The following is a 24,751-nucleotide window of genomic DNA, read 5'->3' as shown; positions in this document are numbered from 1 at the left end:
ATGAGTTTTTCCGACGGCGAGGTCGAGCGGTACGCCCGCCATCTGGTGCTGCGCGAAGTGGGCGGCCCGGGCCAACAAAAGCTCAAGGCCGCACGGGTTCTGGTGGTGGGGGCGGGCGGTCTTGGCGCGCCCGCCGCGCTGTATCTGGCCGCCGCCGGGGTCGGGACGATCGGGTTGGTCGATCCGGACACCGTCTCGCTCTCGAACCTGCAGCGCCAGGTGCTGTACGCCACCGGCGATGTGGGCCGGCCCAAGGTCGAGGCCGCGAGCGAGCATCTGCGCGCGCTCAATCCGAACACAAGCGTCGAAATCCATCCGGTATGGCTGGGCGCCTCCAACGCCCAGGCGGTGGTTTCCGGGTATGACCTCGTTTTGGACGGCACCGACGATTTCGCGACCCGCTTCGCTGTGAGCGATGCTTGCGTTGCGCAGGGCAAGGCCCTCGTCAGCGGCGCGTTGGGGCGCTGGACGGGCCAGGTCGGCGTGTTCCACGGCCAGCCCTGCTATCGATGTCTGGTGCCAGACATCCCGCCCGACGCGGAGACCTGCGCCCTGGTGGGCGTGGTCGGGGCGCTCGCCGGCGTGATCGGCTCCATGATGGCCTTGGAGGCGGTGAAGCTGATCACCGGCGCGGGTGAGCCCCTTTCGGGGCGCTTGCTGATCTACGATGGTTTGGCCGGTGAAACCCGCACGGTCCGGATTGGGCGCGACCCTCAGTGCCCGTCCTGCGGCGCTTGACCTCCCTAGCGTAACGCCGTTCGCTATAGGCTGACTGTCTGCGGGAGTTTTGGGATGAAAACTTGGGCGCGGGGCCTGGCGATCGCGCTGGGTGTGTTGATCGCTGTCGCCGTGGGGGCCTGGTTTCTGTTGCAGAGGCCAGACATTCCCTATGCGACGCTCGAGGCCAAGTATGGCTATGCGGACTCCCGCTACATGGCGCTTCCGGGCGGCGTGCGGGCGCATTATCGCGACCTTGGACCGCGTGACGCCCCTGCGATCGTGCTGGTGCACGGCTATTCGGCCTCGACCCACGCCTGGGACGCCTGGGCCGCTCGGCTGTCCAAGTCCTACCGCGTGGTGGTGCTGGATCTCCCGGGCCATGGCCTGACGCGCACGTCGGGCCCCTATGTCGCGGGGCGCCAAGGGTTCGTCGCGGTGGTCGATGCTCTGACGGCGCGGCTGGGCCTGACCCGCTTCACGCTGGCCGGCAATTCGATGGGCGGCGCGGTGGCCTGGACCTATGCGGTCGATCATCCCGACAAGGTTCAGCGGCTTGTGCTGGTCGATGCGGCGGGATGGCCGTCCGAGAAGTCGGGCGGAGCTTTGATCTTCACCATACTTCGCCATCCGATCGGCCGCGCGCTGCTGAAGGACATCGACACCCGGCCTCTCGTCGCGCAAGGGCTACGCTCGGGCTACTGGGATCAGAGCCTGGTCACCCCGGCCTTGATCGATCGCTATGTGGAATTGTCCCGCGGCCCCGGTCATCGCGACGTTCTGCTGTCCCTGCAGAGCGGGCCCCGCCGTGACGCCACCGTCGCCGAGCTTTCGACGATCCATGTTCCGACCCTGATTATGTTCGGCCAGGAAGACCGGATCATTCCCGCCGCCGACGGCGAGAAGTTCCACAAGGCCATACCGGGGGCGACCCTGATCCTCTATCCGGGCGTGGGCCACGTGCCGATGGAGCAGATACCCGACCGCTCGGCGGCGGACCTGGAGGCCTGGCTCGCCGACCATCCGGTCGAATAACGTCGTCTTCGGGTTCGTACGGACCTGACAGCGCTGAGTCGGACCGACCATATGAGGTCGAACCAAGCGCTGGGGCGAGCATGAACGGATCTCGGATCGGACTGGACGCGCTGAAGGCCAAGGTGATGTCGCCCGAGGACGCGGCGGCGCTGATCGGTCCTGGCGAGACCGTGGGGATGAGCGGTTTTACCGGATCGGGCTATCCCAAGGCCGTTCCAACGGCCCTGGCGCGCCGCATCGAGGCCGAGCACGCCGCTGGGCGCCCCTTCAAGCTGCGGGTCTGGACCGGCGCCTCGACGGGGCCCGAGCTGGACGGGGCCCTGGCCAAGGCCAACGGCATCGAGTTTCGCCTGCCCTACAATTCCGACCCCATCGCCCGGGAGATGATCAATCGCGGCGAGATGGACTATTTCGACATGCACCTGTCGCAGGTGGCGCCGATGGCCTGGCAAGGCTTTCTGGGCCCGCTCGATACGGCGCTCATCGAGGTCACGGGAATCCGGCCGGATGGATCGCTGATCCCGTCCTCGTCCGTGGGCAACAACAAGACCTGGATCGACCGGGCCTCGAAAGTGATCCTCGAGGTGAACCGTTGGCAAAACCCCGCCCTGGAGGGGATGCACGACATCTACTACGGCACGGCCTTGCCGCCGGACCGTCGGCCCATTCCGTTGACGCGACCGGACCAGCGGATCGGCGAGCCCTATTTCCGATGCGACCCGGCCAAGGTCGTGGCGGTGGTCGAAACCGACACCCCCGATCGCAATCTGCCGTTCGATGCGCCGGGCGAGGATCACCGCGCCATCGCCGGCCACCTTCTGGAGTTCTTCCGCCACGAGGTGGCGCGCGGTCGCCTGCCCGCCAACCTGCTGCCGCTGCAGTCGGGCGTGGGCAATATCGCCAATGCGGTGATGTTTGGCCTGGTCGATGGGCCGTTCGAGGGTATGACCGCCTTTACAGAGGTCCTGCAGGACGGGATGCTGGCGCTGCTGGAGTCCGGCAGGCTGCTCAGCGCCTCGGCCACGGCCTTCTCGCTCAGCCCCGAGGCCGCCCATACGCTCAACGCCGACCTCGACAAACTCCGCGACCGCCTGGTTCTGCGACCGCAGGAGATCAGCAATCATCCCGAGCTGATCCGACGCCTGGGCTGCCTCGCCATGAACGGCATGATCGAGGCCGACATCCACGGGGCGGTGAACTCGACCCACCTGATGGGCTCGCGGATTCAGAACGGCATCGGCGGCAGCGGCGACTTCGCCCGTAACGCCTATGTCTCGATCTTCATGGCCCCCTCGACCGCCAAGGGCGGCAAGATCTCGACCATTGTCCCCAAGACCCCGCACGTCGATCACATCAACCAGGACGTCCAGGTCCTGGTCACCGAGCAGGGCCTGGCCGATCTGCGGGCCCTGTCGCCGCGGCAGCGGGCCGAGGTGATTATCGAGAACTGCGCCCATCCAGACTATCGACCGGCCCTGAAGGACTACCTGACCCGCGCGCGCCGCGACTCCTACGGCCAGCAATCGCCGACCCTGCTGATGGAGGCCTTCGCCTGGCACCAGAGGTTCATCGAGACCGGCGACATGCGGGGCTGAGGTTGCGGTCGATCAAGGCGCAACAGGGCGTCGCTCCGCCATCTGCCGCTTTCGCCCGGAGCCTTCCATGACCGACGCCGCTCAGCAGACCGCCTTCGATCAGATCGGCGGCGCCGCACCCGTCGCGGCGATGGTCAACGCCTTCTATGACCTGATGGAGACCGACCCGGCCTATGCGCGACTGCGGGCGATCCATGGGCCGGACCTGACGCCGATGCGGGCCTCGCTGGCCGGCTTCATCACCGGATGGCTGGGCGGGCCCCGCGACTGGTTCGTTCAACGGCCGGGCGTCTGCATGATGTCGCTGCACCGCGCCATGCCGATCGACGCCGAACTGGGACGGCAGTGGGTCGAGGCCATGGCGCGCGCGATGGGTCAGGCCAAGATCGAGCCGGAAATGGCGAAGGCCCTAAGCGAGGTCTTCGGCCGGATGTCGGCCAATATGACGACGCGCTGAGCCCTACAGCATCGCCGGGATGACGCGATCCGGCGGCCTGTGCCCGTCCATGAAGGTCTTCACGTTGACGATGACCTTCTCGCCCATGTCGATCCGGCCCTCGACCGTGGCCGAGCCCATGTGGGGCAGCAGCACGACGTTGGGCAGCTTCAGGAGTTTGGGGTTGATGGCCGGCTCGTGCTCGTAGACGTCGAGACCGGCCCCGGCGATCTCGCCCTTGGCCAGCATGTTGGCCAGGGCGCCCTCGTCGATCACCTCGCCCCGCGCGGTGTTGACCACGACGGCGTGCGGGCGCAGCAGCTTGAGGCGGCGGGCCGAGAGCAGGTGATAGGTGGCCGGCGTGTGCGGACAATTGACCGACACGAAGTCCATCCGGGCCAGCATCTGGTCGAGGCTTTCCCAGTAGGTGCAGCCCAGTTCCTCGGCGATGCGCGGGCTGACGGGCTTGCGGTTATGATAGTGCACCTGCATGCCGAAGGCCTTGGCGCGGCGAGCGACGGCCTGACCGATGCGGCCCATGCCGATGATGCCCAGGCGCTTGCCCCACAGGCGACGGCCCAGCATCCAGGTCGGGGACCAGCCGTGGAAGCCGCCCGCCTTGACCACCTCGGCGCCTTCGACGATCCGGCGCGAAGCGGCCATGATCAGGGTCATGGTCAGGTCGGCGGTGTCTTCGGTCAGCACGCCGGGCGTATTGGTGACGATGATGCCGCGGGCGTTGGCGGTGGCGACGTCGATATTGTCCACGCCGGCGCCAAAATTTGCGATCAGCTTGAGCCGATCGCCGGATCGCGACAGAAGGCGCGAGTCGATACGATCGGTGATCGTCGGCACGAGCACGTCGGCGCGGCTCATGGCGTCAACCAGTTCATCCGCCGTCATTGGCTTGTCGGAGACGTTCAGTTCGGTGTCGAACAGTTCGCACATCCGCGTCTCCACCGGATCGGGGAGTTTGCGGGTGACGATGACTTTGAGCTTGCGGGCGGCCATGGGCGGTTTGAAAAGCTCTCTCTGACAGGCGTTTGAAAGCTGTAGCAAAGGGGCCGGTGAGGGCCAAGCAACATGCGGTCAAAAACAGAACAAGGTTCGTCTCGAATGGGTTTGACGCGCGTCATGGTCGGAATTGCGGCGGGAGCGGCCTTGCTGGCTGGACCGGCCGCCGCTCAGGGACCCAGGGTCACCCCGTCTGGGCTGGAGGTGCCGCGCTACGTCTCGCTGAAGTACGCCGAGGTCAACGCCCGCAACGGTCCGGATGAGGATCATCAGCTCCTCTGGGTCTATCACGCCAAGGGCCTGCCGGTTCAGGTCGTGGCCGAAACCCGTGAGTGGCGTCGGATCTGCGATCCGGAAGGCGGTCTGGCATGGGTCCACAAGCGCACGACCGACGGCCGGCGCTCGGCGATGCGCGTCCAGGCGACCCCGCTTCCCCTGCTCAGCGCGCCCAAGGACGGCGCCAAGGTCAACGCCTATCTGAAGGCGCGGGCGGTGGCCTCGCTGGACAAGTGCGAGAACGGCTGGTGCAGGCTGCGGGCCGATGGGTCGTCGGGCTGGGCCCCCGAGCGCGAGATCTGGGGTGCGGATCCGGCGGTCCAGTGCCGCAAGCGATAGCGCCGCCGTGGATCGGTTCGCGTAGGGAAACGTTGAGGCGTCACCCACCCCCGTGCTAGGGCGTGCCGCATGCAGAAGAACGCCTATACCTTCGAAGAACTCTTGGCTTGCGGTCGCGGCGAGATGTTTGGTCCCGGCAACGCCCAACTGCCGGCGCCGCCGATGCTCATGTTCGACCGGATCGTTCGGATCGAGGCCGAGGGCGGCAAGTACGGCAAGGGCTATGTCGAAGCCGAATTCGACATCAATCCGGACCTCTGGTTCTTCGGCTGCCACTTCATCGGTGATCCCGTCATGCCTGGGTGCCTGGGCCTGGACGCTATGTGGCAGCTGGTGGGCTTCTTCCTGGGTTGGTCGGGCGGTCCCGGCCGCGGCCGCGCCCTGGGCGTCGGCGAGGTGAAATTCACGGGCCAAGTGACGCCCGACATCAAGAAGGTCGTCTACAAGATCGACCTGAAGCGGGTGATCATGCGCAAGCTGGTCATGGGCATCGCCGACGGCGTCCTGGAAGCGGACGGCAAGGTCATCTACGAAACCAATGACCTGAAGGTTGGCCTGTTCACGCCCGAACAAATGGCTTGATCCGTTAGACGAGACCGGCCCTAGAGAGCTGGCCCCTGTCGGATCGTAGGGGGAGAAGAGGATTTAGAATATGCGTCGCGTCGTCGTCACCGGACTGGGGATTGTCTCGTCCATCGGCAACAACGCCAATGAGGTCCTGGCCTCTCTGCGCGAAGCCAAGTCGGGCGTGATCGCCGCGCCCGAATACGCGGAGCTTGGTTTCCGCTGTCAGGTTCACGCCGCGCCCCAGATCGACTGGGAAGCGATGGTTGACCGTCGCGCCGCGCGCTTCCTGGCGCCCGGCACGGCCTACGCCCACATCGCCATGGAACAGGCGATCGCCGATTCTGGCCTCTCAGAGACCGAGATCTCCCACGAGCGCACTGGCCTGATCGTCGGTTCGGGCGGTCCCTCGACCCGCGTCATCGTCGAGGCCGCCGCCACGACCCGGGAAAAGGGCCCCAAGCGGATCGGCCCGTTCGCGGTGCCCAAGGCCATGAGCTCGGGCCCGTCTGCGGTGCTGTCGACCTGGTTCAAGATCCGCGGGATCAACTATTCGATCAGCTCGGCCTGCGCGACCAGCGCTCACTGCATCGGCGCGGCCGCCGAGCAGATCCAGATGGGCAAGCAGGACGTCGTCTTCGCCGGCGGTTGCGAGGAGCTGGACTGGACCCTGTCGAACCTGTTCGACGCCATGGGCGCCATGAGCAGCAACTTCAACGACCGTCCGGCCGTCGCCAGCCGCGCCTATGACAAGAACCGCGACGGCTTCGTGATCGCCGGCGGCGCCGGCATCGTGGTGCTGGAAGAGTACGAGCGCGCCAAGGCCCGCGGGGCCGAGATCTATGGAGAAGTGGTCGGCTATGCCGCCAATTCCGACGGCTACGACATGGTGGCCCCATCGGGCGAAGGCGCTGCGCGCTGCATGCGTCTGGCCATGGCCGAGGCGGGTAACCGCGCGATCGACTATCTGAACCCGCACGGCACCTCGACGCCGGTCGGCGACAGCAAGGAGATGGGCGCGGTCCGCGAGGTGTTCGGCGACAAGGCCCCGATGATCTCGTCGACCAAGTCGCTGACCGGGCACAGCCTGGGCGCCGCCGGCGCGCAGGAGGCGATCTACTCGATCCTGATGCTCAACAACGACTTCGCAGCCCAGAGCGCCCATATCGAGGAGCTCGACCCCGAGTTCGCCGACCTGCCGATCCTGCGCCAGCGCGTCGACAAGCCGCTTGAGACGGTGATGTCCAACAGCTTCGGCTTTGGCGGCACCAACGGCACGCTGATCTTCAGCCGCGTCTAGAGCCGGCGGGCGTTGACCAGCGCTCGCGAGGCCTTCGATCTCTATCGCGCCGGCCGCACGGCCGAAGCCGCCGCCTTGTGCGAGCGGCTGGTCGCCGATGCGCCGAGCGTCGAGGCCTGGCACCTGCTGGGCGTGACCCGGCTTGAGCTGGGCTTGGCGCAAGCGGCGCTGGCGGCCCTGGACGCGGGCCTTGCGTTAGACCCTGTCCGTCCAGGCTTACTGTCGGCCAGAACCCTGGCCCTGACGGCCCTGCAGCGCGACGACGAGGCGGTAGTCGCGGCGCGCGCCGCCCTGGCGGCCGACCCCGACAATCCGCCGGTGTTCAACGCCTTGGCGGTTTCGCTCCAGCGGCTGGGCGGATTCTCCGAAGCCTTGGCGGCGATCGACCATGCGGTCGCGGTTGCGCCGCGTGAGCCAGCCTATCGAACGCATCGCGCCGCCTTGCTGACCCTGCTCAACCGACCCGCCGACGCCGCGCGTGACTTGGAGGTCGTGCTCGAGCTGAACCCCAGCCATCCGCGCCTGGCCGGAGACCTGATGTGGGCTCGCCGTCAGACCTGTGACTGGCGGGAGGATGCGGCGCTAGACATGCTGGTCAAGGCGGACCTGAAGCTGGGGCGCCCGGGCGTCGCGCCGTTCGCGGCCCTGGCTCTGTTCGATCTTCCCGCTCTCCACCGCCGCTGCGCGGCGCTGTCCGCGACCCCGAGCGTCCCGCCGCCGGTATGGCCGGTCCGACCCACGAGCGATCGGATTCGCGTCGCCTACCTATCCTCCGACCTGCACGAACACGCCACGGCGCGGCTCCTGGCGGGCGTTCTGGAGGCCCACGACCGGTCGCGCTTTGAGATCTTCGCCGTGTCCTACGGACCGGAGACGGGCGGCGTGATGCAAGGTCGGCTCAAGGTCGCCTGCGAGCACTGGATCGAGGCGCGCCGACTTTCCGACGCCGAGATCGCTCTGAAGTGTCGCGAGCACGGCGTTGATATCGCAGTGGATCTCAAGGGTTACACCCAGGATGGCCGTCCGGGGATCCTGGCGCATCGCGCAGCGCCCGTGCAGGTGAGCTGGCTGGGCTATCCCGGCACCTTGGGGGCGCACGCCGACGTGGTCCTGGCGGACGCAGTCACGATCCCGCCGGGCGCCGAGGCGCACTGGTCCGAAGCGGTGGTTCGCTTGCCGCACTACCAGCCCAACGACGTCCTGACGCCGGCCATACCGGCCCCCAGCCGCGCCGAGGCGGGCCTGCCGCAGGACGCGCGGGTCTTCTGCTGCTTCAACAACCCGGCCAAGATAACGCCGGAGGTGTTCGCCACCTGGATGGCGATCCTGCGGGCCGCGCCGGGCAGCGTGCTCTGGCTCTATGCCGGGGCGCCGGGCGCGGACGACAATCTTCGCGCCCATGCGCGCGAGGCGGGCGTGGCGCCTGAACGTCTGGTCTTCGCCGATCCGACCCAGCACGATCGTCACCTGGCCCGCCACGCCCTCGCTGACCTCGTCCTCGACACCTGGCCCTACGGCGCCCACACCACCGCCAGTGACGCCCTGCGCATGGGCGTTCCGGTATTGACCCTGCCGGGAGAGAGCTTCGCCAGTCGGGTGGGCGCCAGCCTGGCGACCGCCATCGGCATGAGCGAACTGATCGCCACCTCCAAGGCCGACTATGTCGCCAAGGCTCTGTCCCTGGCCGCCGACAAGGCGCTGAAGCCCCGTATCGCGGCGGCTGTCCGGCGCTCGGCTCTCTTCGATCCCGTCGCCTTCGCCCGGTCGCTTGAGGCCGCCTACGCCGGGATGGTCCGTCGCTGAAGGGTTCCGCCAGGCGGCGGCGCCTGCTAACCAGCGGTCAACGATTTGCGAAAGAGGGCCCCACACATGGCCGACGATTACGCGTTCCCCAAGGGCGAGCTGATGCGGGGCAAGAAGGGCCTCGTCATGGGCGTGGCCAACCACAACTCGATCGCCTGGGGCATCGCCAGCCAGCTGGCCGCCCAGGGCGCCGAGATGGCCTTCACCTATCAGGGCGAGGAACTGGAGCGCCGCGTGCGCCCGCTGGCCGAGAGCATCGGCGTCAAGACCATGATCCCCTGCGACGTCACTGACGACGCCTCGATGGACGCGGCCTTCGCCGAGATCGAGAAGGCGTTCGGGACGATCGACTTCGTGGTGCACTCGGTGGCCTTCGCCAACAAGAACGAGCTGAAGGGCTCGTTTGTCGACAACACCACCCGCGAAGGCTTCCTGTTGGCCATGAACATTTCGGCCTTCAGCTTCGTGGACGTCGCCAAGCGCGCCAGCAAGATCATGCCGAACGGCGGCTCGCTGATCACCATGACCTATCTGGGGTCTGAGCGGACCATCCCGAACTACAACACCATGGGCGTGGCCAAGGCCGCCCTGGAAGCCTCGACCCGCTATATTGCGCGGGATCTGGGCCCCAAGGGCATCCGCTGCAACGCCATCTCGGCCGGCGCGATGCGCACCCTGGCCCTGGCGGGCATCGCCGGCGGTCGCGGCATGATCGCCCAGGGCCGCGCCTTCAGCGCGATGAAGGAAGACACCTCGATGGAAGGCGTCGCCGGCTGCGCCCTGTGGCTGGCCTCGGATCTTGGCAAGTCGACCACGGGCGAAGTCGTCCATGTCGACGCCGGCTTCCACATGATGGGCATGCCCGACGCCGAGGAGGCCTAGGCCTCGTCAACCAAGGCCTACGGCGCGTAGGCCCGCATGAACCTTTCGGCCGCCTCCCGCGCGAGGCGGCCGAACTGTTCCTGGGTCTTGTCGGACGGCAGGCGCAACAAGCTCCGCAGCTGGCTGTGACCCATGACCATGCCGGAGAAGAACTCCGCCGCCTGGTCGAAATCCTCGACCTTCATGCGACCAAGCCGGGTTTCGGTCTCCAGGAACGCCGCCAACTGGCGACGCGCGTTCAGCGGGCCGGCCTCGAACACCTCCTGGGCGATGTCGGGCATCTCGCCCGAGCCCAGGATGATCACCCGCATCATCGAATAGCGCTTGGTGGTGATCACCGTCTCCAGCACGGATCGGGCATAGGCCTCCAGCGCCTCGGTGGGATTGTCGACCGCCCCGGGCTCACGCAGGGAGGCGGTGATGCTCTCGACGCGACGCTGCATCAGGGCCCGCATCAGTTCGGCCTTCGAGCCGTAGTGATTGTACACCGTCTGTTTGGAGACCCCCGCGTGGCGGGCGATCGCTGACATGGGCGCGGCCAGGCCCCGCTCGCCGATCACCTCGACGGCGGCGTCCAGAATGGCCTCGGTCTTGGCGACGTCGATCTGTCCGGGAACGCGGGGCATCAGGAGACTCCGGGCATCAGTGGGCGTCCGACGGCGGCGGCGGGGCGTTCTTGACCGGCGTCGCCAGCAGGGACACGGCCGCGGCGACGAAGCAGCCGATCGCCAGCAGCGTGAAGCTGTCGCCGAACGCCATGACGGTGGCCTGTTGTTGCATCATGCCGCTGACGGCCTTGCGCGCCGCGCCGGCCGGATCGGCGACACCCAGCTGCATCATGCGCTCTGTAAGCCCAGCCATCATGCCGGCCGCTGGACTGCCCTGGGTCACCTTCGAGGTCATGTCGTCATAGTAGAGCGCCGTCTGTTGCGTGATCGAGGTCGCCAACAAGGCCAGGCCGATCGCCCCGCCGGTGTTGCGCGACAGGTTCACCAGCCCTGAGGCGTTCTTGATCATGTGCGGGGGCAGCGTGCTCATCGTGATCTGCTGGGTGGCGATCATGGCGATCATCACCCCGACGCCCCGGAAGGCCTGGACGCTGGCGAACTCCCAGAAACCCCAGTCCTTGGTCACCCCGTGGGCTATGTACATGCCAAAGCCCGCCAGCAGGAAGCCGACGCACATGGGCAGACGTGGATCGGTCTTGCGCACCATTCGACCGGCCAGCGGACCGGTGAGGAACATCGAAAGGCCCGAGATGACCATGGTCGTGCCAACCTCAGACGCGGAGTAGTGTCGCACGCGCCCCAGAAACTGCGGCAGCAGGAAGGTGCCGCCGAACAGACTGGCCCCCGACACCGCCGTCATCAGGACGCCGATTGTGAAGTTGCGATTGGCGAAGGCGCGGAGTTCAACGATCGGGTTGCAGTAGGTCATCTGCCGCCACACGAAGACGACCCCGCCGATGACGGCGACGACCGTCAGCCACAGGATCAGGCTGTCGGAGAACCAGTCCTCCTTGGCGCCTTCCTCCAGCACGTACTGCATGCTCATCAGGAAGATCGCCATCACGGCCAGGCCGAACCAGTCGAAGCCCTTGGTCAGGCTGGGATCGCCCTTGTCGAAGTCGCCCCAGCGGGCCACGCCGAACAGCACGATCAGGCCCGTCGGCACGTTGATGAAGAACAGCCATCGCCAGCTCAGCCACTCGGTCAGGTGGCCGCCCAGCGTGGGGCCCACGGTGGGCGCCAGGGTGACGATCAGGCCCATGATGACGCTAGCGGTCACCCGACGCTCAGGCGGGAAGGCGGTGAAGGCGGTGGCGAAGACCGTTGGGATCATCGCGCCGCCGATGAAGCCCTGCAGCGCCCGGGTGATGATCATCATGTCGATCGACGTGGACAGGCCCGTCAGGACGCTCATCACGATGAAGCCGGCGCACGAGGCCAGATAGAGCTTCTGCGTGCCCCACAGGCGCGAGAGGTATCCCGACAGCGGGATCATCACGACCTCGGGGATCAGATAGGCCGTCTGGATCCAGCTGATCTGGTCGGTGCTGGCCCCGACCCCGGCCTGGATCTGCGGCAGGGACGCGGCGACGATCTGGATGTCGAGGATGGCCATGAACTGGCCGATGACCATCGCGCCGAAGCCAAGGAACAGCTTGGTCCAGTTGATTGGCGTCGTCGGCGCGCCGGGAGGGGCTGTCTTGCCGAGGGCGTCGGCGTGGAGGGCGGCGTCGGCCATGACGGGCGGGCCGACTAGCGGGCCGCGCCCTGTCGGGCCATTTGCGGTGTCGCTTGCGCGGCTTCCGCGAACGAGGGGCCCGAGCGATCACGGACGTCGACCTTGATCTCGACGGAAAGACCCGGACGCAGGGCCGCGCCAAGCTGGCTGCGGTCGACGGTGATCTTCACGGGCAGTCTCTGGGTGATCTTGGTGAAGTTGCCGACCGCGTTCTCCACCGGGATGAGTGCAAACTCCTGGCCGGTGGCCGGGGCGAAACTGTCGATCTTGCCGATGATCGTCTGCTTGCCGAAGGCGTCGGCCTTGATCTCGACCGGCTGGCCGATACGCAGGCGCGCGACCTGGGTTTCCTTGAAGTTGGCCACCACATAGGCCTGGCCGAGCGGAACCACGGACATCAGCGCCACGCCCGGCTGCACGAGCTGACCGGGCCGGACCGAGCGGGCGCCGACGACGCCGCCGACCGGCGCGCGGATCACCGTGCGCTCAAGGTCCAGCCTGGCTTGCTCGACAGCGGCGTGGGCCGCCGCAGCCTGGGCCACGGCCTGAGCCTTGGCGGAGCCGAGCGACTGGGCGGCGCGCTTTTCGGCTTCCAGCGCGGCCTGGGCGCTGGCGACGCCGGCGGCGGTCTGGGTGGCGGTTGCTTTTGTGGTCTGGACCTTCTGTTGCGAGACCCAGCCCTGGCCGGCCAAGGCGTCGTAGCGGTCGAAGTCGGCCTTGGCCCGGCTGGCGTCGGCCTGGGCGCTGGTCACGCCGGCCGCCTTCTGGGCGATCACGGCCTGCTCCAGGCTGTTCTTGTCGTCGATGGCGCGGATGGCGGCGTCGGCCGCCGCAGCGTTGGCGATCGCCTGGTCGACCCGCGCCTGGAAGGTCGCCGGATCGATCCTGGCCAGCACTTGGCCGGGCTCGACACGCTGGTTGTCGGCGACGAGGACCTCGGCGACATAGCCGGAGACCTGCGGGCTCACCTGCACGGTGTCGGCCTGCACGAACGCGTTATCGGTGCTTTCGAAGCGCTGCTTGTCCAGGAACCACAGGGTTCCACCGACCAGGACCGCGACCAGCGTCACGCCGCCCACGATCAGAGGGATCCGCTTCTTCTTCTGCTCTGACGCCGCCATGCCCAGACCCTTGTCAAAAGACAACCAGCGCGCCGGATAGAAGGGTCCGGCCCGCGCTTCAAGGGATAAATGGACGCAGTCGTCCAAAAATCAACGCGGACCGCTGCGGTTTGTGGGGAAAGATCATAGGCCAGGGGCCTGCGTGGCCGGCCACTGCGACACCGCGCCGCAATTTCCGCTTGCGTCGGAATCACGACAGATTAAAAGCCGCTCCCCATCGCAACCAAGGGTTCGGGAGCGCGTATCTCCTCCGGTGCGTGTCCGCCGGTTCCGCCTATTGGTCGCAGGAGGTCCCCGTGAAGTCTCAGTCTCCGATCGGCCAGACGCCGCTCGACATGCTCCGCCCAGTCTTGTGGACGGCGGCCGCAGCCTTCGCTGCGGGCTTTGGCGGCTATCTGGTGCTGGGCCTGCGGGCCATGCGCCCGATCGTCAACTAGACGCCGGTCGACCCGAAGCCACCCTCGCCCCGCTCGGTCGCGTCTAGATCCTCGACCTCGATCAGGGCCCATTGGGGCGCGGCGGCGATGACGCCCTGAGCAATGCGATCACCCCGACGGATCGTGAAGTCTTCCTCGCCGAGATTGATCAGCAGCACGCAAACCTGACCGCGATAGTCGCTATCGACCGTGCCGGGCGCATTGACCACCGTGACGCCGTTCTTGAGCGCCAGGCCCGACCGTGGGCGCACCTGCATCTCATAGCCGTCCGGGATCGCGACCGAAAAGCCGGTGGGCGCCATGCAACGGGCGCCGGGCTTCAGCACGATCGGCTCGTCTTCCGGCACGGACGCCCGAAGGTCGAACCCAGCGGCTCCCGCCGTCGCGTAGGTGGGAACAGGCAGATCAGAATTGCCGTCCCAGCGCTTGAAACGGATGGCGAGACCGGCGGGAATGGCGGGCATGCGGGGCTCCTCGAAGGGGTCGCCCTGGCTGTAGCTGATTTGCCCGCCGTCCTGAAAGGCTAAGCCAAGGCTTCGGCGATCCGGGCCGCGATCTGCGCCGCGACAAGGTCCTTGGCGGCGCGGTCCCAGCGTTCGGTTCTGGACTTCGTCACCAGCAGCACGGCGTTTTCACCGCCGCCCATGACGCCAGGCTCGGTCACATCGTTGGCGATGATCCAGTCGCAGCCCTTTCGCGCCAGCTTGGCGCGGGCGTGTTCCTCGACATGGTCGGTCTCGGCCGCGAAACCGATGACCAGCCTGGGCCGCTGGGGGCCAGAAGCCGACAGGGTGGCCAGGATGTCGGGGTTCTCGACAAAGGTCAGGGCCGGAGGGCCGCCCTTTTCCTTCTTCAACTTGCTACCAAAGGCTTCGTCGACTCGCCAGTCGGCGACGGCGGCGACAAAGACGCCAACATCAGCAGGCAGGGCGGCCTGACTGGCGGCCAGCATCTGGCGAGCCGTCTCGACGTCGACCCGGCGAACGCCGGGCGGGGTGGGCAGGGCCACCGGCCCGGCGACCAGGGTCACTTCGGCGCCGAGCCGGGCGAGGGCGTCTGCGATCGCGAACCCCTGCTTGCCGCTGGATCGATTGGTGATCCCGCGCACAGGGTCGATCGGCTCGAACGTCGGGCCAGCGGTGACCAGCGCCCGCTTGCCTTCGAGCGGCCGGGCGGCGGGTCCCTCCAGCGCGGCCATGATCGCGGCGAAGATCTCCTCGGGTTCAGCCAGGCGTCCGGGACCGAACTCGCCACAGGCCATGGCGCCGTCCTCCGGCCCGACAAAGGTCACGCCGTCAGCCTTCAGCGTGGCGATGTTGCGCTGGGTGGCCGGATGCAACCACATGCGCACGTTCATCGCCGGGGCCATCAGCACGGGCTTGTCGGTGGCTAGCAGCGTGGTGGAGGCAAGGTCGCCCGCCAGACCGTTGGCCGCCTTGCCGATCAGGTCTGCGGTCGCCGGCGCCACCACGACCAGATCGGCCGACCGCGACAGTTCGATATGGCCCATCTCGTGTTCGTCGGTCAGCGAAAAAAGGTCCTGGTAGACCTTGTCCTCGGCCAGCGCCGCCAGGGACAGCGGCGTGACAAACTCGGCCCCGGCCTTGGTCAGGATCGGGCGGACGGCGATGCCGGCCTTGCGTAGAAGGCGCGTCAGCAGCAGCGCCTTATAGGCCGCCACGCCCCCGCCGACGATCAGGAGAACTCGCTTCTCGGCCACGTCCCGCTCCGCGTTCCGGTCGTTTGTCCCTGCACATGCCCATCCGCGCGGCAAAGCGCCAGAGCCAATCGCAGCGTGAAAAAGAGACTCGACTCGCGTTCCGCTTTCGTTCATTAAACGTTAAGGTAGAGCAATTGGGCAGTTGCGATCATGAAGATTGTGAAACTCGCGCCGGCCGGGGTCTTGGGGATCCTGATCACAGTTGGACTTTCGGCCTGTGACAGCGGCGCCTCAGCGGTGAAGGCTCCAACGGGCGGCGACCGGGCCTCGGCCAGCACCGGGGCCGCCGCCGCCATCGACAGCAGGAGCGGGGAGGGTCGTCTGAGCGATCCTCGCGACGCGCCGATCAAGCTGGTGGCTGGCAAGCCGTACTGGGCGGCCAACCGCACGCGTTCGGCTGACGAGAACGCCCAACGATCCTTCGAGCGAAACGGGACCGCCTTCTCGGCGAAATCGGTCGATGACAACGTCTCCAAGGCCCACGCTTTCGTCAGCGATCCGCCCAAGGGCGCTGAGACCTTGAAGCGGGCGAATGGGGATCTTCTGATCTACGACCCCAAAGACAATGTCTTCGCGGTGGTGTCGCGCGAGGGGGCGCCGCGAACGATGTTCAAGCCCGACGAGGGCGGCGCCTATTGGGACGAGCAAAAGGCGCGTGAGGCGCGCCGGACCTCAGCGTCAAAGGCGCGCAGTCGCGATCAGGCCGAAGGATAGGCCCGCGGCAAAATCAGTCTGGGATCTCGGAGACGTAAACCATGGATGTGCGGGTCGTACCGTCCGCCGCGCTTCGCGATGCGAACGCCGTTGAACTGGCGCGGGTCTGGATCGCCGAACGCGGGCTCCATTGTTCGTTGAAATGCGGCCTCTATGCGGATCAAGGGGTGGTGATGGAGACCACCGCCTGGGGCATTGTTCTGGCCGACATGGCGGGGCATGTCGCCGACGCCCTCAGCGCCGAGGGGATGGGGCCACGAGCGGCGCTCTATAAAGCGACCGTCGGCAGCTTCAATGTCGAGGCCGCCATGCCGACGGCGCAACGCGCGGGGGGTAAGCCCGCCGGTGTCGGCTGACGAGGCTTACCGCGCCAGCAGCAATCCGGTCACGAACGCCGCGCCTGCCGTGGTTGCCCCGACGAGGAACCATATCAGGGGCCAGGTATGCGCCCGCTCCGTGATCACGGGCGAGGCTGGGGGCGCCTCGGCCAGGCGAGCCAGGGCCTTGATGGCGCGCAACGCCTCCTCGGCGAAATCGCGGGCCTTGGCGGCGGGGGAGAGTTCGCGGCCGATCCAGCGGCGCACCACCGGGTCGGCGGCGGCCCAAAGGTCGTGGGTCGGGTCGATGCGGCGAGCAACGCCCTCGACGGTCACCATGGTCTTCTGCAGCAGCACCAGTTCGGGCCGCAGGGCCATGTCGAACAGCGCGGTGATCTCGAAAAGTTGCGCGAGCAGCCGGCCCATCGAGACCTCGCGCGCATTGCGGCCGAAGACCGGTTCGCCGACCGCGCGCAAAGCTTGGGCGAAGGCGTCCATGTCCTGGTGCGCCGGCACATAGCCGGCGTCGAAGTGAATCTTGGCCACCCGCGCGTAGTCGCGATTGAGAAAGCCGTAGAGGATCTCGGCGAGGTAGCGCCGCTCGCCGGGACCAAGGCGGCCGAGGATGCCGTAGTCGACCGCCGTGATCGCCGCCGGGGCCGCCACGAACAGGTTTCCTTCGTGCAGGTCGCCGTGGAACAGGCCATGGTCCAGCGCTTGCGCGAGAAACCCTCGCGTGACGTTCTCGGCCAGCGCCTTGCGGTCCAGGCCGGGCAGATCCAGTGCGGCGGGGTCGGACAAGGGTGCGCCTTCCGCCCAGCTCAAGGTCAGGACGCGTTTGCCGACGCCCTCCCAGCAGACGGCGGGCGCGCGCATATAGGGGTCTTTGGCCATGGCCTCGCCCAGCTCGGCGCAGCCGGCGGCCTCGAAGCGCAGGTCCATCTCAAGATCGAGTGCGCGGATCACGACCTCGACGAACTCGGTCGGACGCAGACGTCGCGAGGCTGGGACGAGGGTCTCGGCGAGACGCGCGGCCAGGCGCAGGACGGCGGTGTCTCGGGCGACCTGCCGCTCGACGCCCGGGCGCAGGACCTTGACCGCGACCTTTTGGCCGTCGACCAGCGTTGCGGGGTGGGCCTGAGCCAGAGAAGCGGCGGCCACCGGTTCACCGATCTCGGCGAAGATCTCGTCCAGCGGCTTGCCGAGGTTGCGAGCGATCTCGGCCTTGGCGACGCTCAGCGGAAAAGCCGGCAGCCGATCCTTCAGGCGCGACAGGTCTTCGGCGAAAGCCGCGCCAAAGATGTCGGCGCGGGTCGACAGGAACTGGCCCATCTTGATTGCGGCCGGCCCTTGACACTCGAGCACCGCCGCCAGGCGTTCCCCGGGACGTCCCTCGCGGGCGGCCGGGCCTGCGAAGAGGCGCAGGACGCGCCCCGCCAGCTTCGCGCTGGGGGGAAGCAGGGGTTCCAGTTCACGCGGGATCAGGGCGTCGGCCCGGACCAGGGACCAGCCCGCGCCGGTCAGACGCCAGAAGGCTTCGAGCGTGGCCACGATCCTAGATCGCCCAGCCCTGGTGCAGGGCCGCAACGCCGCCGGTGAAATTGGTGAAGGTCACGCGCTTGAATCCGGCGGCCTCGATCATGCCCGCGAAGGTCCGCTGATCGGGGAAGCGCCGGATGCTCTCGACGAGATACTGGTAGGCCTCGCGGTCCTTGGCGACCCACTCGCCGACCTGCGGAATGACCTTGAAGCTGTAGGCGTCATAGGCTTTGGCCAAAGGCTCGGTGACCGGCCGCGAGAATTCCAGGCACAGGAACCGGCCGCCCGGCTTGAGCACGCGCCGGGCTTCGCGCAGGGCCGCGTTGATGTCGGTCACGTTGCGGATGCCGAACGAGATCACATAGGCGTCGGCATAGGCGTCCGGCAGCGGCAGGCGCTGGGCGTCGCCGACGGTCCAGGTGATCTCCGGCTCGCCGCCCCGCTCGATGCCGGCCATGATCATTTCGGCGTTGTAGTCGACGATGTTGATCGTCGCGTCGGGGCCGCCCCGGCGTTCCTGGGCCTTGCGCGCCATCTTGGCGAAGCGCCGCGCCATATCACCGGTGCCGCCGGCGCAGTCGATGATCACCTCGCCGGGCTGCGGATTGAGGCGTGCGGCCACCGCGTCCTTCCACAGCCGGTGGACGCCGCCGCTCATCAGGTCGTTCATGATGTCGTAGTTCTTGGCGACGCGGTCGAAGACCCCGCGGACCAGGCCCGCCTTCAGCGAGGCGTCGACATCCTTGAAACCGAAGCTGGCGGAGGTGTTGCTCATGACGTCTTTGGGCCGGGCTTTCTATATCTTAAGTCCGCTATTAGCCCGCGACACGCCCGCCGTCATCCGCCGAAGGTTCCCTGTGCCCGAATTGCCCGAAGTCGAGACCGTCCGCCGGGGCCTGGAGCCCGTCTTGTCCGGGGCGCGTCTTTCCAGCGTCCGCGCCAACCGGCCCGACCTGCGCTTCCCGCTGCCCGACGGCTTCGTGCAGCGACTGACCGGCGCGCGGATCCTGCGGCTGGATCGCCGCGCCAAGTACATCCTGGCGCCGCTCGACCGGGGCGACACCCTGGTGATGCACCTGGGCATGACCGGCCGCTTCGAGATCGCCGCGCCGGAGGGAACGGTTCGTCCCGGCGACTTCGCTCGCGAGATCACGCCCGACGACAAGCATGCCCATGTCGTGTTCCAGACCGAGGACGGCGCGACGGTCACCTATTTCGACCCGCGCCGCTTCGGCTTCATGGACCTGATCCCGACAGATCGCGTCAGCCACCATGCCTGGTTCGCCGCCATGGGCCCCGAGCCGCTGGGTGAGGGTTTCGACGCCCGCACGTTGGAAAAGGCCTTCGCCAATCGCAAGCAGGGGCCCAAGACCCTGCTTCTGGACCAGCGCACCGTCGCCGGCCTGGGCAACATCTATGTCTGTGAGGCCCTGCACCGGTCCGGCATCTCGCCCTTCAAGCCGTCTGGAAACATCGCGAAGAAGCGGCTGACTCCGCTCACCGCCGCGATCAAGGACGTTCTGGCGGAGGCGGTCGAGGTCGGGGGCTCCACCTTGAAGGACTTCGCCGCCGCTGATGGCGCGCTGGGCTATTTCCAGCATCGGTTCCGCGTCTACGACCGCGAGGGACAGCCCTGCCCGACCCCAGGGTGCAAGGGCGTGATCGCTCGGGAGGTCCAGGCGGGACGTTCAACCTTCTTCTGTCCGGTCTGTCAGGTCTGAGCGTCCATCGCCTCAGACCTTCAGGTCGGCCGTGACCGGCGCGTGATCGCTGGGGCGCTCCCATTCGCGCACGTCATCGTGGACTCGCGAGGAGACCTTGCCGTCCAGGATCGCCGCATCGCGCAGGCCGGGGCTGGCCAGGATGTGGTCCAGGCGCAGGCCGCGGTTGGACTTGCGGAAATCAGCGGCGCGATAGCTCCACCAGGAAAACAGCTTCTGCGGCTCCGGCGTCGCCAGGCGCGGCAGGTCCAAGAGGTCCATCGACCTGATCAGTGCGTCGAAGGCTTCCAACTCCGGCGGCGTATGGCTGACCACCTTCAGCATCTGGCGGTGGCTCCAGACGTCGTTCTCGCCGGGCGCGATGTTCAAGTCGCCGGTGACGATCAGCGGGTCCTTGGGGTCGCGCCGCGTCAGCGCGGCGGTCAGGGTCTCGTAGAAGTCGAGCTTGTGGTCGAACTTCGGATTGGCGACACGGTCGGGGGTGTCGCCGCCGGCTGGAATGTAGAAGTTCTGGATCTCGACCCCGGCCACCTTGACCGCCACGCAGCGGGCATGGCCCTCGCGGCAGGTCATCAGGGTGGGAACGTCCTCGATCGGCAGGCGCGAGGCGATGGCCACCCCGTGCCAGCCTTTCTGGCCGGCGATCTTCAGATGCGGCAGGCCCATGGCCTCGAAGGCCTCACGCGGAAACTCGCCCTCCTGGCACTTGATCTCCTGCATGCAGAGGACGTCCGGAGCCTGTTCGTCGACGAAGCGAGCGGCCTGTTCGGCGCGAAGGCGGACGGAATTGACGTTCCAGGTGGCGATACGGAGGCGCATGGCCCCGCTCTATCGCGGTTTTTGGGGACCGGAAAGAAAAACGCCCAGATGCATCGAGCATCTGGGCGAAAGTCTAGTCTCTCATGCCGCCGCCGGGAGGGGATAGGATCCGGCACGGTTCGCGAGGAGCGGGTCGGTCGCTCATCGCCATGCGTGTTAAATATGCCACGTCCTAATTTTTAGTCAAGAGACGGGTCGGTTGATTCTTGCCTGTTGTGAGAATGTCACAAACCCGACGGGGCTAGGGCTTGCCGACCTTGCGACGCGGGTCGGTCAAGACGAACAGTTTGGGGTCGAGATCGGCGGTTTCGGCGAAGTCGCTGAGGCGCACGCGGATTTGGCCGCCCTTGATGTCGGTGACCGTCCAGCCCATCAGGCCGACGGGGCCGTTCGAGAAGTCCAACGAGATCTTGCCCAGCGCCTGGCGCTTGGCGTCTTGCGCCACGATCGTGAAGCCGTCGGCCAGCGGCCGGATATCGGTGATGACCACGCCGCGATCCAGGCGAACCTCGCGGGCCAGCAGCAGGTTCAGCGGCGTCTTGCTGAGCGGATAGCTCTCGTACGTCTTCAGCCGGCTGTCGAAGATGTTGACGTTATTGCCGTTGCTGACGACCAGCAGGCCCGCCGGCGGATCATAGGCGAACCGCGCCTTGCCAGGCCGCTGCAGGTAGAAGGTCCCTTGGGTCTGGGTTCCGCGCTGATCGGTCTGCACGAAGCGACCCTTGGCCGAAGACAGGCCCTGGATATAGGCGGTGGCCTTGTCCAGTAGCGCCTTCTGCTCGGCGGTCAGCTTGGCCGGAACCGGCGCGGTCGAGCCCTGGGCCCAGGCGGGGGTGACCAGGGCGGGCGAGGCGAGGGCGGCGGCGAGGCCGGCCGCCAGCAGGATACGGCGAGTGATCATCTGGACTCCTTAGCCCCTAGCTTGGTCGCCGCGAAGGCCGCCGCAAGGCCATTTTCCGGCGGCCCGATGAAGCCGCGTTCAGGTTGCGAGCGTCGAAAACGTTGCCGCCAAGGTGAAGGTTGCTTCCCGCCCCGATCAAACAAGGTCTGTCATCCCGGCCGGACCCCGGCCTTGAGCCCGGGGGGAGAGCCGGGACCGCAACAAGCTCCGAGCCTCCGGCGATCCCGGATCGGCGCGCTGCGCGCTTGTCTGGGATGACAGTTTTCACAGTGGCGGCGGTGGCGGGGCCAAAATCTCCCGCTTGCCGGCGTGGTTGGCGGCGCCGACGACGCCTTCCTTTTCCATCCGCTCCATCAGCGAGGCGGCGCGGTTGTAGCCGATCTGCAGGCGGCGCTGGATGTAGCTGGTCGAGGCCTTGCGGTCGCGGGTGACCACGGCCACGGCGTGGTCGTAGAGATCGTTGGCGCCGCCCTCGCCCGAGAAGGCGCCCTCGATCGCTTCTTCCTGTTCTTCGTCGCCGCCGGCGGTGACCTCTTCCAGGTACTGCGGAATGCCCTGGTCGCGCAGGAACTTGGCCACCGCCTCAACTTCACCGTCGGAGACAAAGGGGCCATGCAGGCGGGTGATGCGACCGCCGCCGGCCATGTAGAGCATGTCGCCCTGGCCCAGCAGCTGCTCGGCGCCCTGCTCGCCCAGGATGGTGCGGGCGTCGATCTTGCTGGTGACCTGGAAGCTGATCCGCGTCGGGAAGTTGGCCTTGATGGTGCCGGTGATGACGTCGACCGACGGGCGCTGGGTGGCCATGATCAGGTGGATGCCGGCGGCGCGGGCCATCTGGGCCAGACGCTGCACGGCGCCTTCGATGTCCTTGCCGGCCACCATCATCAGGTCGGCCACCTCGTCGATGACCACGACGAGATAGGGCATCGGCTCGGGACGGATCTGTTCGGTCTCATAGATCGGACGGCCGGCGTCGTCGAAGCCCGTCTGCACGGTGCGCTCGAAGTGCTCGCCCTTGGCGGCGGCTTCATTGGCCTTCTCGTTGTAGCCGCCGATGTTGCGCACGCCGATCTTGGACATCCGCCGATAGCGGTCCTCCATCTCGCGGACGGTCCATTTCAGGGCCACGACGGCCTTCTTCGGATCGGTCACGACGGGCGCCAGAAGGTGCGGGATGCCGTCGTAGACGCTCAGCTCCAGCATCTTGGGATCGACCATGATGAAGCGGCACTTCTCGGGCGGCAGCTTGTACAGGATCGACAGGATCATGGCGTTGACGCCGACCGACTTGCCCGAGCCGGTGGTGCCGGCGATCAGCAAGTGGGGCATCTTGGCGAGGTCGGCGATATAGGGCTCGCCGCCGATGGTTTCACCCAGCGCCATGGGCAGGATCTGGCTGGCCTTTTCGTAGTCGGCGCTGGACAGCAGGTCGCGTAGATAGACGGTCTCGCGGCGCTGGTTGGGCATTTCGATGCCGATGGCGTTGCGGCCCTGGGCCACGGCGACGCGGCACGAGATCACGCTCATCGAGCGGGCGATGTCATCGGCGAGCGCAACGACGCGGGCGGTCTTGACACCCGGCGCGGGCACCAGTTCGTACATGGTGACCACGGGGCCGGGGCGGATCTGGTCGATCTGGCCCTTGACGCCGAACTCGGCCAGCACGCTTTCCAGCAGGCGGGCGTTCTGGCGCAGGGCCGCGGCGTCCACCTCGGACGAGCGCGGCTTGGACTTGGCCAGCATGGCCAGTTCGGGCAGCTGGAAGCCGGCGTCTTCCTCGAAGTCGAACGCCTTCTGCTGCTCGCGCGCCTCGCGGCCAGACTCCTTCACGGGCGTCTTGGGCTTGGCGATGGCCATCGGCCGCGCGTCCAGGCTGTCCTCGAAGTCGTCCTCGTCGTCCTGGGCCACGGGAGGCGGGGTGTAGGCGCGTTGCGCGGCGGCCGGTTGCGACGCCGCGATCGGGGTTTCGTCGCCGTCGTCGGCCTCCAGTGGGGGCAGGCGGCCGGCTCGCTTGGGCGCGGGGTCGGTCTTCTCGCGTCTGGCGCGGACCGGCTTGGCCACCGGTGCGGGTTCCGGTTCCGGCTCAGGGCGCGCGCGCGGTTGCAGCGCGTTGCTGACAGCGGCGTGGATGGCGTCGGGGTCGACCTCACGCACGCCGATGGCGAAGCCGAGCGCGGCGATGGCGGCGACGCCGAACAGGATGGCCGAGATGATGGTCGCGCCGGGGATGTGGGCGAAGCTCAAGACAGCGGCGACCATGTGCAGCAGGGAGTCGCCCCAGAAACCGCCCAGACCCTTTTCCAGCTGCCAGATGGCAGGCGGCGGCGGCGCGGCCAACACGGCCGACAGCGCCAAGAGGCCCAGGGCGCCGATCAGCGCCCGTTGACGCAGGTCCCTGCGTTCGGCGTCCGGGTCGGCTTGGGCCACGCGGGTCACGCCGAACACCAGCATCAGCAGCGCAATGCCCCAGGCCGACAGGCCCAGCGACTGCATCAGGATATCGGAAATCGCCGCGCCCAGGCCGCCCAGCGCATTGCGGGCGGGCTCGCCCGTCACGGCGTTGAAGCTGGGATCGGTGGCGTTGTAGGTGGCGATGGCAAGCAGCAGCACCGCCCCGACGACGGTGACGATCCCGCCCCGGAACCGGGCCGTCCAGGGCTGGACCCAGCCATAACGGATCGCATCCCAAAGGAGCTCCGTCGTGGATCGCCGCGCGGCTCGCGCCATGAAAGTCTCCGAACTCAACCGTCGTCTCTTCGGACCCGCGCAAGACGGGTCGAACCGCGATGTTGTGCCTTAAGAGCGTTAAGGGCTGTTTACGACGTCCATTAGGACGCTGGTGATGACGTCGCGGGTTCGTGCGACCGCCCTTCCGGCGTTCCCGCGCTGGGGTGCGGGAAATCTCCCTTCCCCTTGATGGGGAAGGGCCGGGGATGGGGTGACTGCGGCGGTGGCGGCTGTGCGCTGCATCTAGCGCTGTGCTCACCCCACCCCTACCCCTCCCCATCCAGGGGAGGGGACGTGTTGCATCAGCTTCACGCGATCCCTCGCTGAAGGTTCGGAAAGGGCTGCGGAGCGCCGGACGTCCGTCCGGAGGCAATGGATAAATACCGTTTCGACGAAGCCCGACGCTCCGCGCAGCCGTTATCCGTCAGCCTCCCGGGAAGGTGGCCCTGTTCAGGCCTTACCGGGACCCGAGCGCTTCCGTTTCCGGAGTCGCCCGGCAATCGAAGAGGGACGAACCCTTTCCCCCG

24 protein-coding genes and 1 pseudogene are annotated in these 24,751 nt (G+C 67.4%); 13 read left to right on the top strand and 12 right to left on the bottom strand.

What is annotated here, in order from left to right:
- The 4 genes from CA606_RS19575 to CA606_RS19560 all read left to right on the top strand — a co-directional run bounded on the left by CA606_RS19575 (position 1) and on the right by CA606_RS19560 (position 3,804).
- Complete coding sequence (locus tag CA606_RS19575) at positions 1–738, top strand: HesA/MoeB/ThiF family protein (protein ID WP_181242701.1); 738 nt, start codon at positions 1–3, stop codon at positions 736–738.
- Positions 739–792: 54 nt separating this feature from the next.
- Positions 793–1,752, top strand: coding sequence for an alpha/beta fold hydrolase (locus CA606_RS19570; protein WP_096053005.1), 960 nt, complete (start codon positions 793–795; stop codon positions 1,750–1,752).
- A gap of 80 nt (positions 1,753–1,832) precedes the next feature.
- Entirely contained in the window at positions 1,833–3,347 is a 1,515-nt protein-coding gene (locus CA606_RS19565) for an acetyl-CoA hydrolase/transferase family protein (RefSeq protein WP_096053006.1), read from the top strand.
- A gap of 67 nt (positions 3,348–3,414) precedes the next feature.
- Complete coding sequence (locus tag CA606_RS19560; RefSeq protein WP_096053007.1) at positions 3,415–3,804, top strand: group II truncated hemoglobin; 390 nt, start codon at positions 3,415–3,417, stop codon at positions 3,802–3,804.
- A 3-nt stretch (positions 3,805–3,807) separates the two neighbouring features.
- Here the strand turns inward: CA606_RS19560 and CA606_RS19555 are convergent, their stop codons facing one another.
- Positions 3,808–4,794, bottom strand: coding sequence for a 2-hydroxyacid dehydrogenase (locus CA606_RS19555; protein WP_096053008.1), 987 nt, complete (start codon positions 4,792–4,794; stop codon positions 3,808–3,810).
- A gap of 72 nt (positions 4,795–4,866) precedes the next feature.
- Between CA606_RS19555 and CA606_RS19550 the strand changes: the two genes are divergently transcribed.
- The 5 genes from CA606_RS19550 (at position 4,867) to CA606_RS19530 (ending at position 9,961) form a co-directional block, all read left to right on the top strand.
- Positions 4,867–5,412, top strand: a complete 546-nt coding sequence (locus tag CA606_RS19550; protein ID WP_096053009.1) for an SH3 domain-containing protein — start codon at positions 4,867–4,869, stop codon at positions 5,410–5,412.
- A 69-nt stretch (positions 5,413–5,481) separates the two neighbouring features.
- A complete protein-coding gene (fabA, locus tag CA606_RS19545) occupies positions 5,482–5,994 on the top strand; it encodes a 3-hydroxyacyl-[acyl-carrier-protein] dehydratase FabA (protein WP_096053010.1) in 513 nt (170 codons plus the stop codon).
- A 70-nt stretch (positions 5,995–6,064) separates the two neighbouring features.
- Positions 6,065–7,276 carry a beta-ketoacyl-ACP synthase I gene (fabB, locus tag CA606_RS19540; protein ID WP_096053011.1) on the top strand — a complete coding sequence of 404 codons (1,212 nt, stop codon included), beginning with the start codon at positions 6,065–6,067 and terminating at the stop codon, positions 7,274–7,276.
- A 12-nt stretch (positions 7,277–7,288) separates the two neighbouring features.
- A complete protein-coding gene (locus tag CA606_RS19535) occupies positions 7,289–9,079 on the top strand; it encodes a tetratricopeptide repeat protein (RefSeq protein WP_096053012.1) in 1,791 nt (596 codons plus the stop codon).
- 66 nt (positions 9,080–9,145) lie between these two features.
- The gene (locus CA606_RS19530; RefSeq protein ID WP_096053013.1) at positions 9,146–9,961 is read left to right on the top strand and encodes an enoyl-ACP reductase FabI; all 816 of its coding nucleotides are present in this window, start codon (positions 9,146–9,148) and stop codon (positions 9,959–9,961) included.
- 17 nt (positions 9,962–9,978) lie between these two features.
- Here the strand turns inward: CA606_RS19530 and CA606_RS19525 are convergent, their stop codons facing one another.
- The 3 genes from CA606_RS19525 to CA606_RS19515 are packed head-to-tail and all read right to left on the bottom strand — an operon-like array spanning position 9,979 to position 13,335.
- Entirely contained in the window at positions 9,979–10,587 is a 609-nt protein-coding gene (locus tag CA606_RS19525) for a TetR/AcrR family transcriptional regulator (protein ID WP_096053014.1), read from the bottom strand.
- A gap of 16 nt (positions 10,588–10,603) precedes the next feature.
- Positions 10,604–12,208, bottom strand: a complete 1,605-nt coding sequence (locus tag CA606_RS19520) for a DHA2 family efflux MFS transporter permease subunit (RefSeq protein ID WP_096053015.1) — start codon at positions 12,206–12,208, stop codon at positions 10,604–10,606.
- Between the two features lie 14 nt (positions 12,209–12,222).
- A complete protein-coding gene (locus tag CA606_RS19515; RefSeq protein WP_181242924.1) occupies positions 12,223–13,335 on the bottom strand; it encodes an HlyD family secretion protein in 1,113 nt (370 codons plus the stop codon).
- A 290-nt stretch (positions 13,336–13,625) separates the two neighbouring features.
- Between CA606_RS19515 and CA606_RS19510 the strand changes: the two genes are divergently transcribed.
- Positions 13,626–13,766, top strand: coding sequence for a hypothetical protein (locus CA606_RS19510; protein ID WP_181242700.1), 141 nt, complete (start codon positions 13,626–13,628; stop codon positions 13,764–13,766).
- On the opposite strand, the gene dut is transcribed toward CA606_RS19510, so the two are convergent.
- Positions 13,763–14,230: a dUTP diphosphatase gene (dut, locus tag CA606_RS19505; RefSeq protein WP_096053018.1), complete on the bottom strand. Its 468-nt coding sequence runs from the start codon at positions 14,228–14,230 to the stop codon at positions 13,763–13,765. The genes CA606_RS19510 and dut overlap by 4 nt on opposite strands.
- 59 nt (positions 14,231–14,289) lie before the next feature.
- Positions 14,290–15,486 (bottom strand): bifunctional phosphopantothenoylcysteine decarboxylase/phosphopantothenate--cysteine ligase CoaBC, encoded by a 1,197-nt coding sequence (coaBC, locus tag CA606_RS19500; RefSeq protein ID WP_096053019.1) that lies wholly within the window; start codon positions 15,484–15,486, stop codon positions 14,290–14,292.
- Between the two features lie 150 nt (positions 15,487–15,636).
- On the opposite strand from coaBC, the gene CA606_RS19495 reads away from it, so the two are divergent.
- Positions 15,637–16,200, top strand: a complete 564-nt coding sequence (locus tag CA606_RS19495; RefSeq protein ID WP_096053020.1) for a hypothetical protein — start codon at positions 15,637–15,639, stop codon at positions 16,198–16,200.
- 41 nt (positions 16,201–16,241) lie between these two features.
- The gene (locus CA606_RS19490) at positions 16,242–16,556 is read left to right on the top strand and encodes a DUF5076 domain-containing protein (protein ID WP_096053021.1); all 315 of its coding nucleotides are present in this window, start codon (positions 16,242–16,244) and stop codon (positions 16,554–16,556) included.
- A gap of 6 nt (positions 16,557–16,562) precedes the next feature.
- Here the strand turns inward: CA606_RS19490 and ubiB are convergent, their stop codons facing one another.
- Both ubiB and CA606_RS19480 read right to left on the bottom strand, forming a co-directional pair.
- Positions 16,563–18,068: a 2-polyprenylphenol 6-hydroxylase gene (ubiB, locus tag CA606_RS19485; RefSeq protein ID WP_096053022.1), complete on the bottom strand. Its 1,506-nt coding sequence runs from the start codon at positions 18,066–18,068 to the stop codon at positions 16,563–16,565.
- Between the two features lie 4 nt (positions 18,069–18,072).
- The gene (locus tag CA606_RS19480) at positions 18,073–18,831 is read right to left on the bottom strand and encodes a class I SAM-dependent methyltransferase (RefSeq protein ID WP_096053023.1); all 759 of its coding nucleotides are present in this window, start codon (positions 18,829–18,831) and stop codon (positions 18,073–18,075) included.
- Positions 18,832–18,913: 82 nt separating this feature from the next.
- Here CA606_RS19480 and mutM point away from each other — a divergent pair, with 82 nt between their 5' ends.
- Complete coding sequence (gene mutM, locus CA606_RS19475; RefSeq protein WP_096053024.1) at positions 18,914–19,777, top strand: bifunctional DNA-formamidopyrimidine glycosylase/DNA-(apurinic or apyrimidinic site) lyase; 864 nt, start codon at positions 18,914–18,916, stop codon at positions 19,775–19,777.
- 12 nt (positions 19,778–19,789) lie between these two features.
- Here the strand turns inward: mutM and CA606_RS19470 are convergent, their stop codons facing one another.
- The 4 genes and pseudogenes from CA606_RS19470 to CA606_RS20425 all read right to left on the bottom strand — a co-directional run.
- Complete coding sequence (locus tag CA606_RS19470) at positions 19,790–20,596, bottom strand: exodeoxyribonuclease III (protein ID WP_096053025.1); 807 nt, start codon at positions 20,594–20,596, stop codon at positions 19,790–19,792.
- Between the two features lie 241 nt (positions 20,597–20,837).
- Positions 20,838–21,497 (bottom strand): outer membrane lipoprotein carrier protein LolA, encoded by a 660-nt coding sequence (locus tag CA606_RS19465; protein WP_096053026.1) that lies wholly within the window; start codon positions 21,495–21,497, stop codon positions 20,838–20,840.
- A 264-nt stretch (positions 21,498–21,761) separates the two neighbouring features.
- Positions 21,762–24,242 carry an FtsK/SpoIIIE family DNA translocase gene (locus CA606_RS19460; RefSeq protein ID WP_181242699.1) on the bottom strand — a complete coding sequence of 827 codons (2,481 nt, stop codon included), beginning with the start codon at positions 24,240–24,242 and terminating at the stop codon, positions 21,762–21,764.
- A 410-nt stretch (positions 24,243–24,652) separates the two neighbouring features.
- Positions 24,653–24,724 (bottom strand): annotated as a pseudogene (locus CA606_RS20425) (hypothetical protein); the annotation flags it as partial.
- Between the last annotated feature and the right edge of the window lie 27 nt (positions 24,725–24,751).

It is taken from the genome of Caulobacter vibrioides, from assembly GCF_002310375.3.
Lineage (GTDB): Bacteria > Pseudomonadota > Alphaproteobacteria > Caulobacterales > Caulobacteraceae > Caulobacter > Caulobacter vibrioides_D.
The sequence above is the reverse complement of the archived record's forward strand: the minus strand, read 5'-3'. Positions and strand labels throughout refer to the sequence as shown.

Bases quoted from the DNA above. Each gene is read 5' to 3' on its own strand.
- CA606_RS19560 (WP_096053007.1), top strand. From the start codon at position 3,415: ATGACCGACGCCGCTCAGCAGACCGCCTTCGATCAGATCGGCGGCGCC.
- CA606_RS19495 (WP_096053020.1), top strand. From the start codon at position 15,637: ATGAAGATTGTGAAACTCGCGCCGGCCGGGGTCTTGGGGATCCTGATC.
- CA606_RS19525 (WP_096053014.1), bottom strand. From the start codon at position 10,587: ATGCCCCGCGTTCCCGGACAGATCGACGTCGCCAAGACCGAGGCCATT.
- CA606_RS19470 (WP_096053025.1), bottom strand. From the start codon at position 20,596: ATGCGCCTCCGTATCGCCACCTGGAACGTCAATTCCGTCCGCCTTCGC.
- CA606_RS19565 (WP_096053006.1), top strand. From the start codon at position 1,833: ATGAACGGATCTCGGATCGGACTGGACGCGCTGAAGGCCAAGGTGATG.
- CA606_RS19465 (WP_096053026.1), bottom strand. From the start codon at position 21,497: ATGATCACTCGCCGTATCCTGCTGGCGGCCGGCCTCGCCGCCGCCCTC.
- fabA (WP_096053010.1), top strand. From the start codon at position 5,482: ATGCAGAAGAACGCCTATACCTTCGAAGAACTCTTGGCTTGCGGTCGC.
- CA606_RS19550 (WP_096053009.1), top strand. From the start codon at position 4,867: ATGCGGTCAAAAACAGAACAAGGTTCGTCTCGAATGGGTTTGACGCGC.
- CA606_RS19530 (WP_096053013.1), top strand. From the start codon at position 9,146: ATGGCCGACGATTACGCGTTCCCCAAGGGCGAGCTGATGCGGGGCAAG.
- CA606_RS19555 (WP_096053008.1), bottom strand. From the start codon at position 4,794: ATGGCCGCCCGCAAGCTCAAAGTCATCGTCACCCGCAAACTCCCCGAT.
- CA606_RS19520 (WP_096053015.1), bottom strand. From the start codon at position 12,208: ATGGCCGACGCCGCCCTCCACGCCGACGCCCTCGGCAAGACAGCCCCT.
- CA606_RS19570 (WP_096053005.1), top strand. From the start codon at position 793: ATGAAAACTTGGGCGCGGGGCCTGGCGATCGCGCTGGGTGTGTTGATC.
- fabB (WP_096053011.1), top strand. From the start codon at position 6,065: ATGCGTCGCGTCGTCGTCACCGGACTGGGGATTGTCTCGTCCATCGGC.
- CA606_RS19575 (WP_181242701.1), top strand. From the start codon at position 1: ATGAGTTTTTCCGACGGCGAGGTCGAGCGGTACGCCCGCCATCTGGTG.
- CA606_RS19490 (WP_096053021.1), top strand. From the start codon at position 16,242: ATGGATGTGCGGGTCGTACCGTCCGCCGCGCTTCGCGATGCGAACGCC.
- dut (WP_096053018.1), bottom strand. From the start codon at position 14,230: ATGCCCGCCATTCCCGCCGGTCTCGCCATCCGTTTCAAGCGCTGGGAC.
- CA606_RS19480 (WP_096053023.1), bottom strand. From the start codon at position 18,831: ATGAGCAACACCTCCGCCAGCTTCGGTTTCAAGGATGTCGACGCCTCG.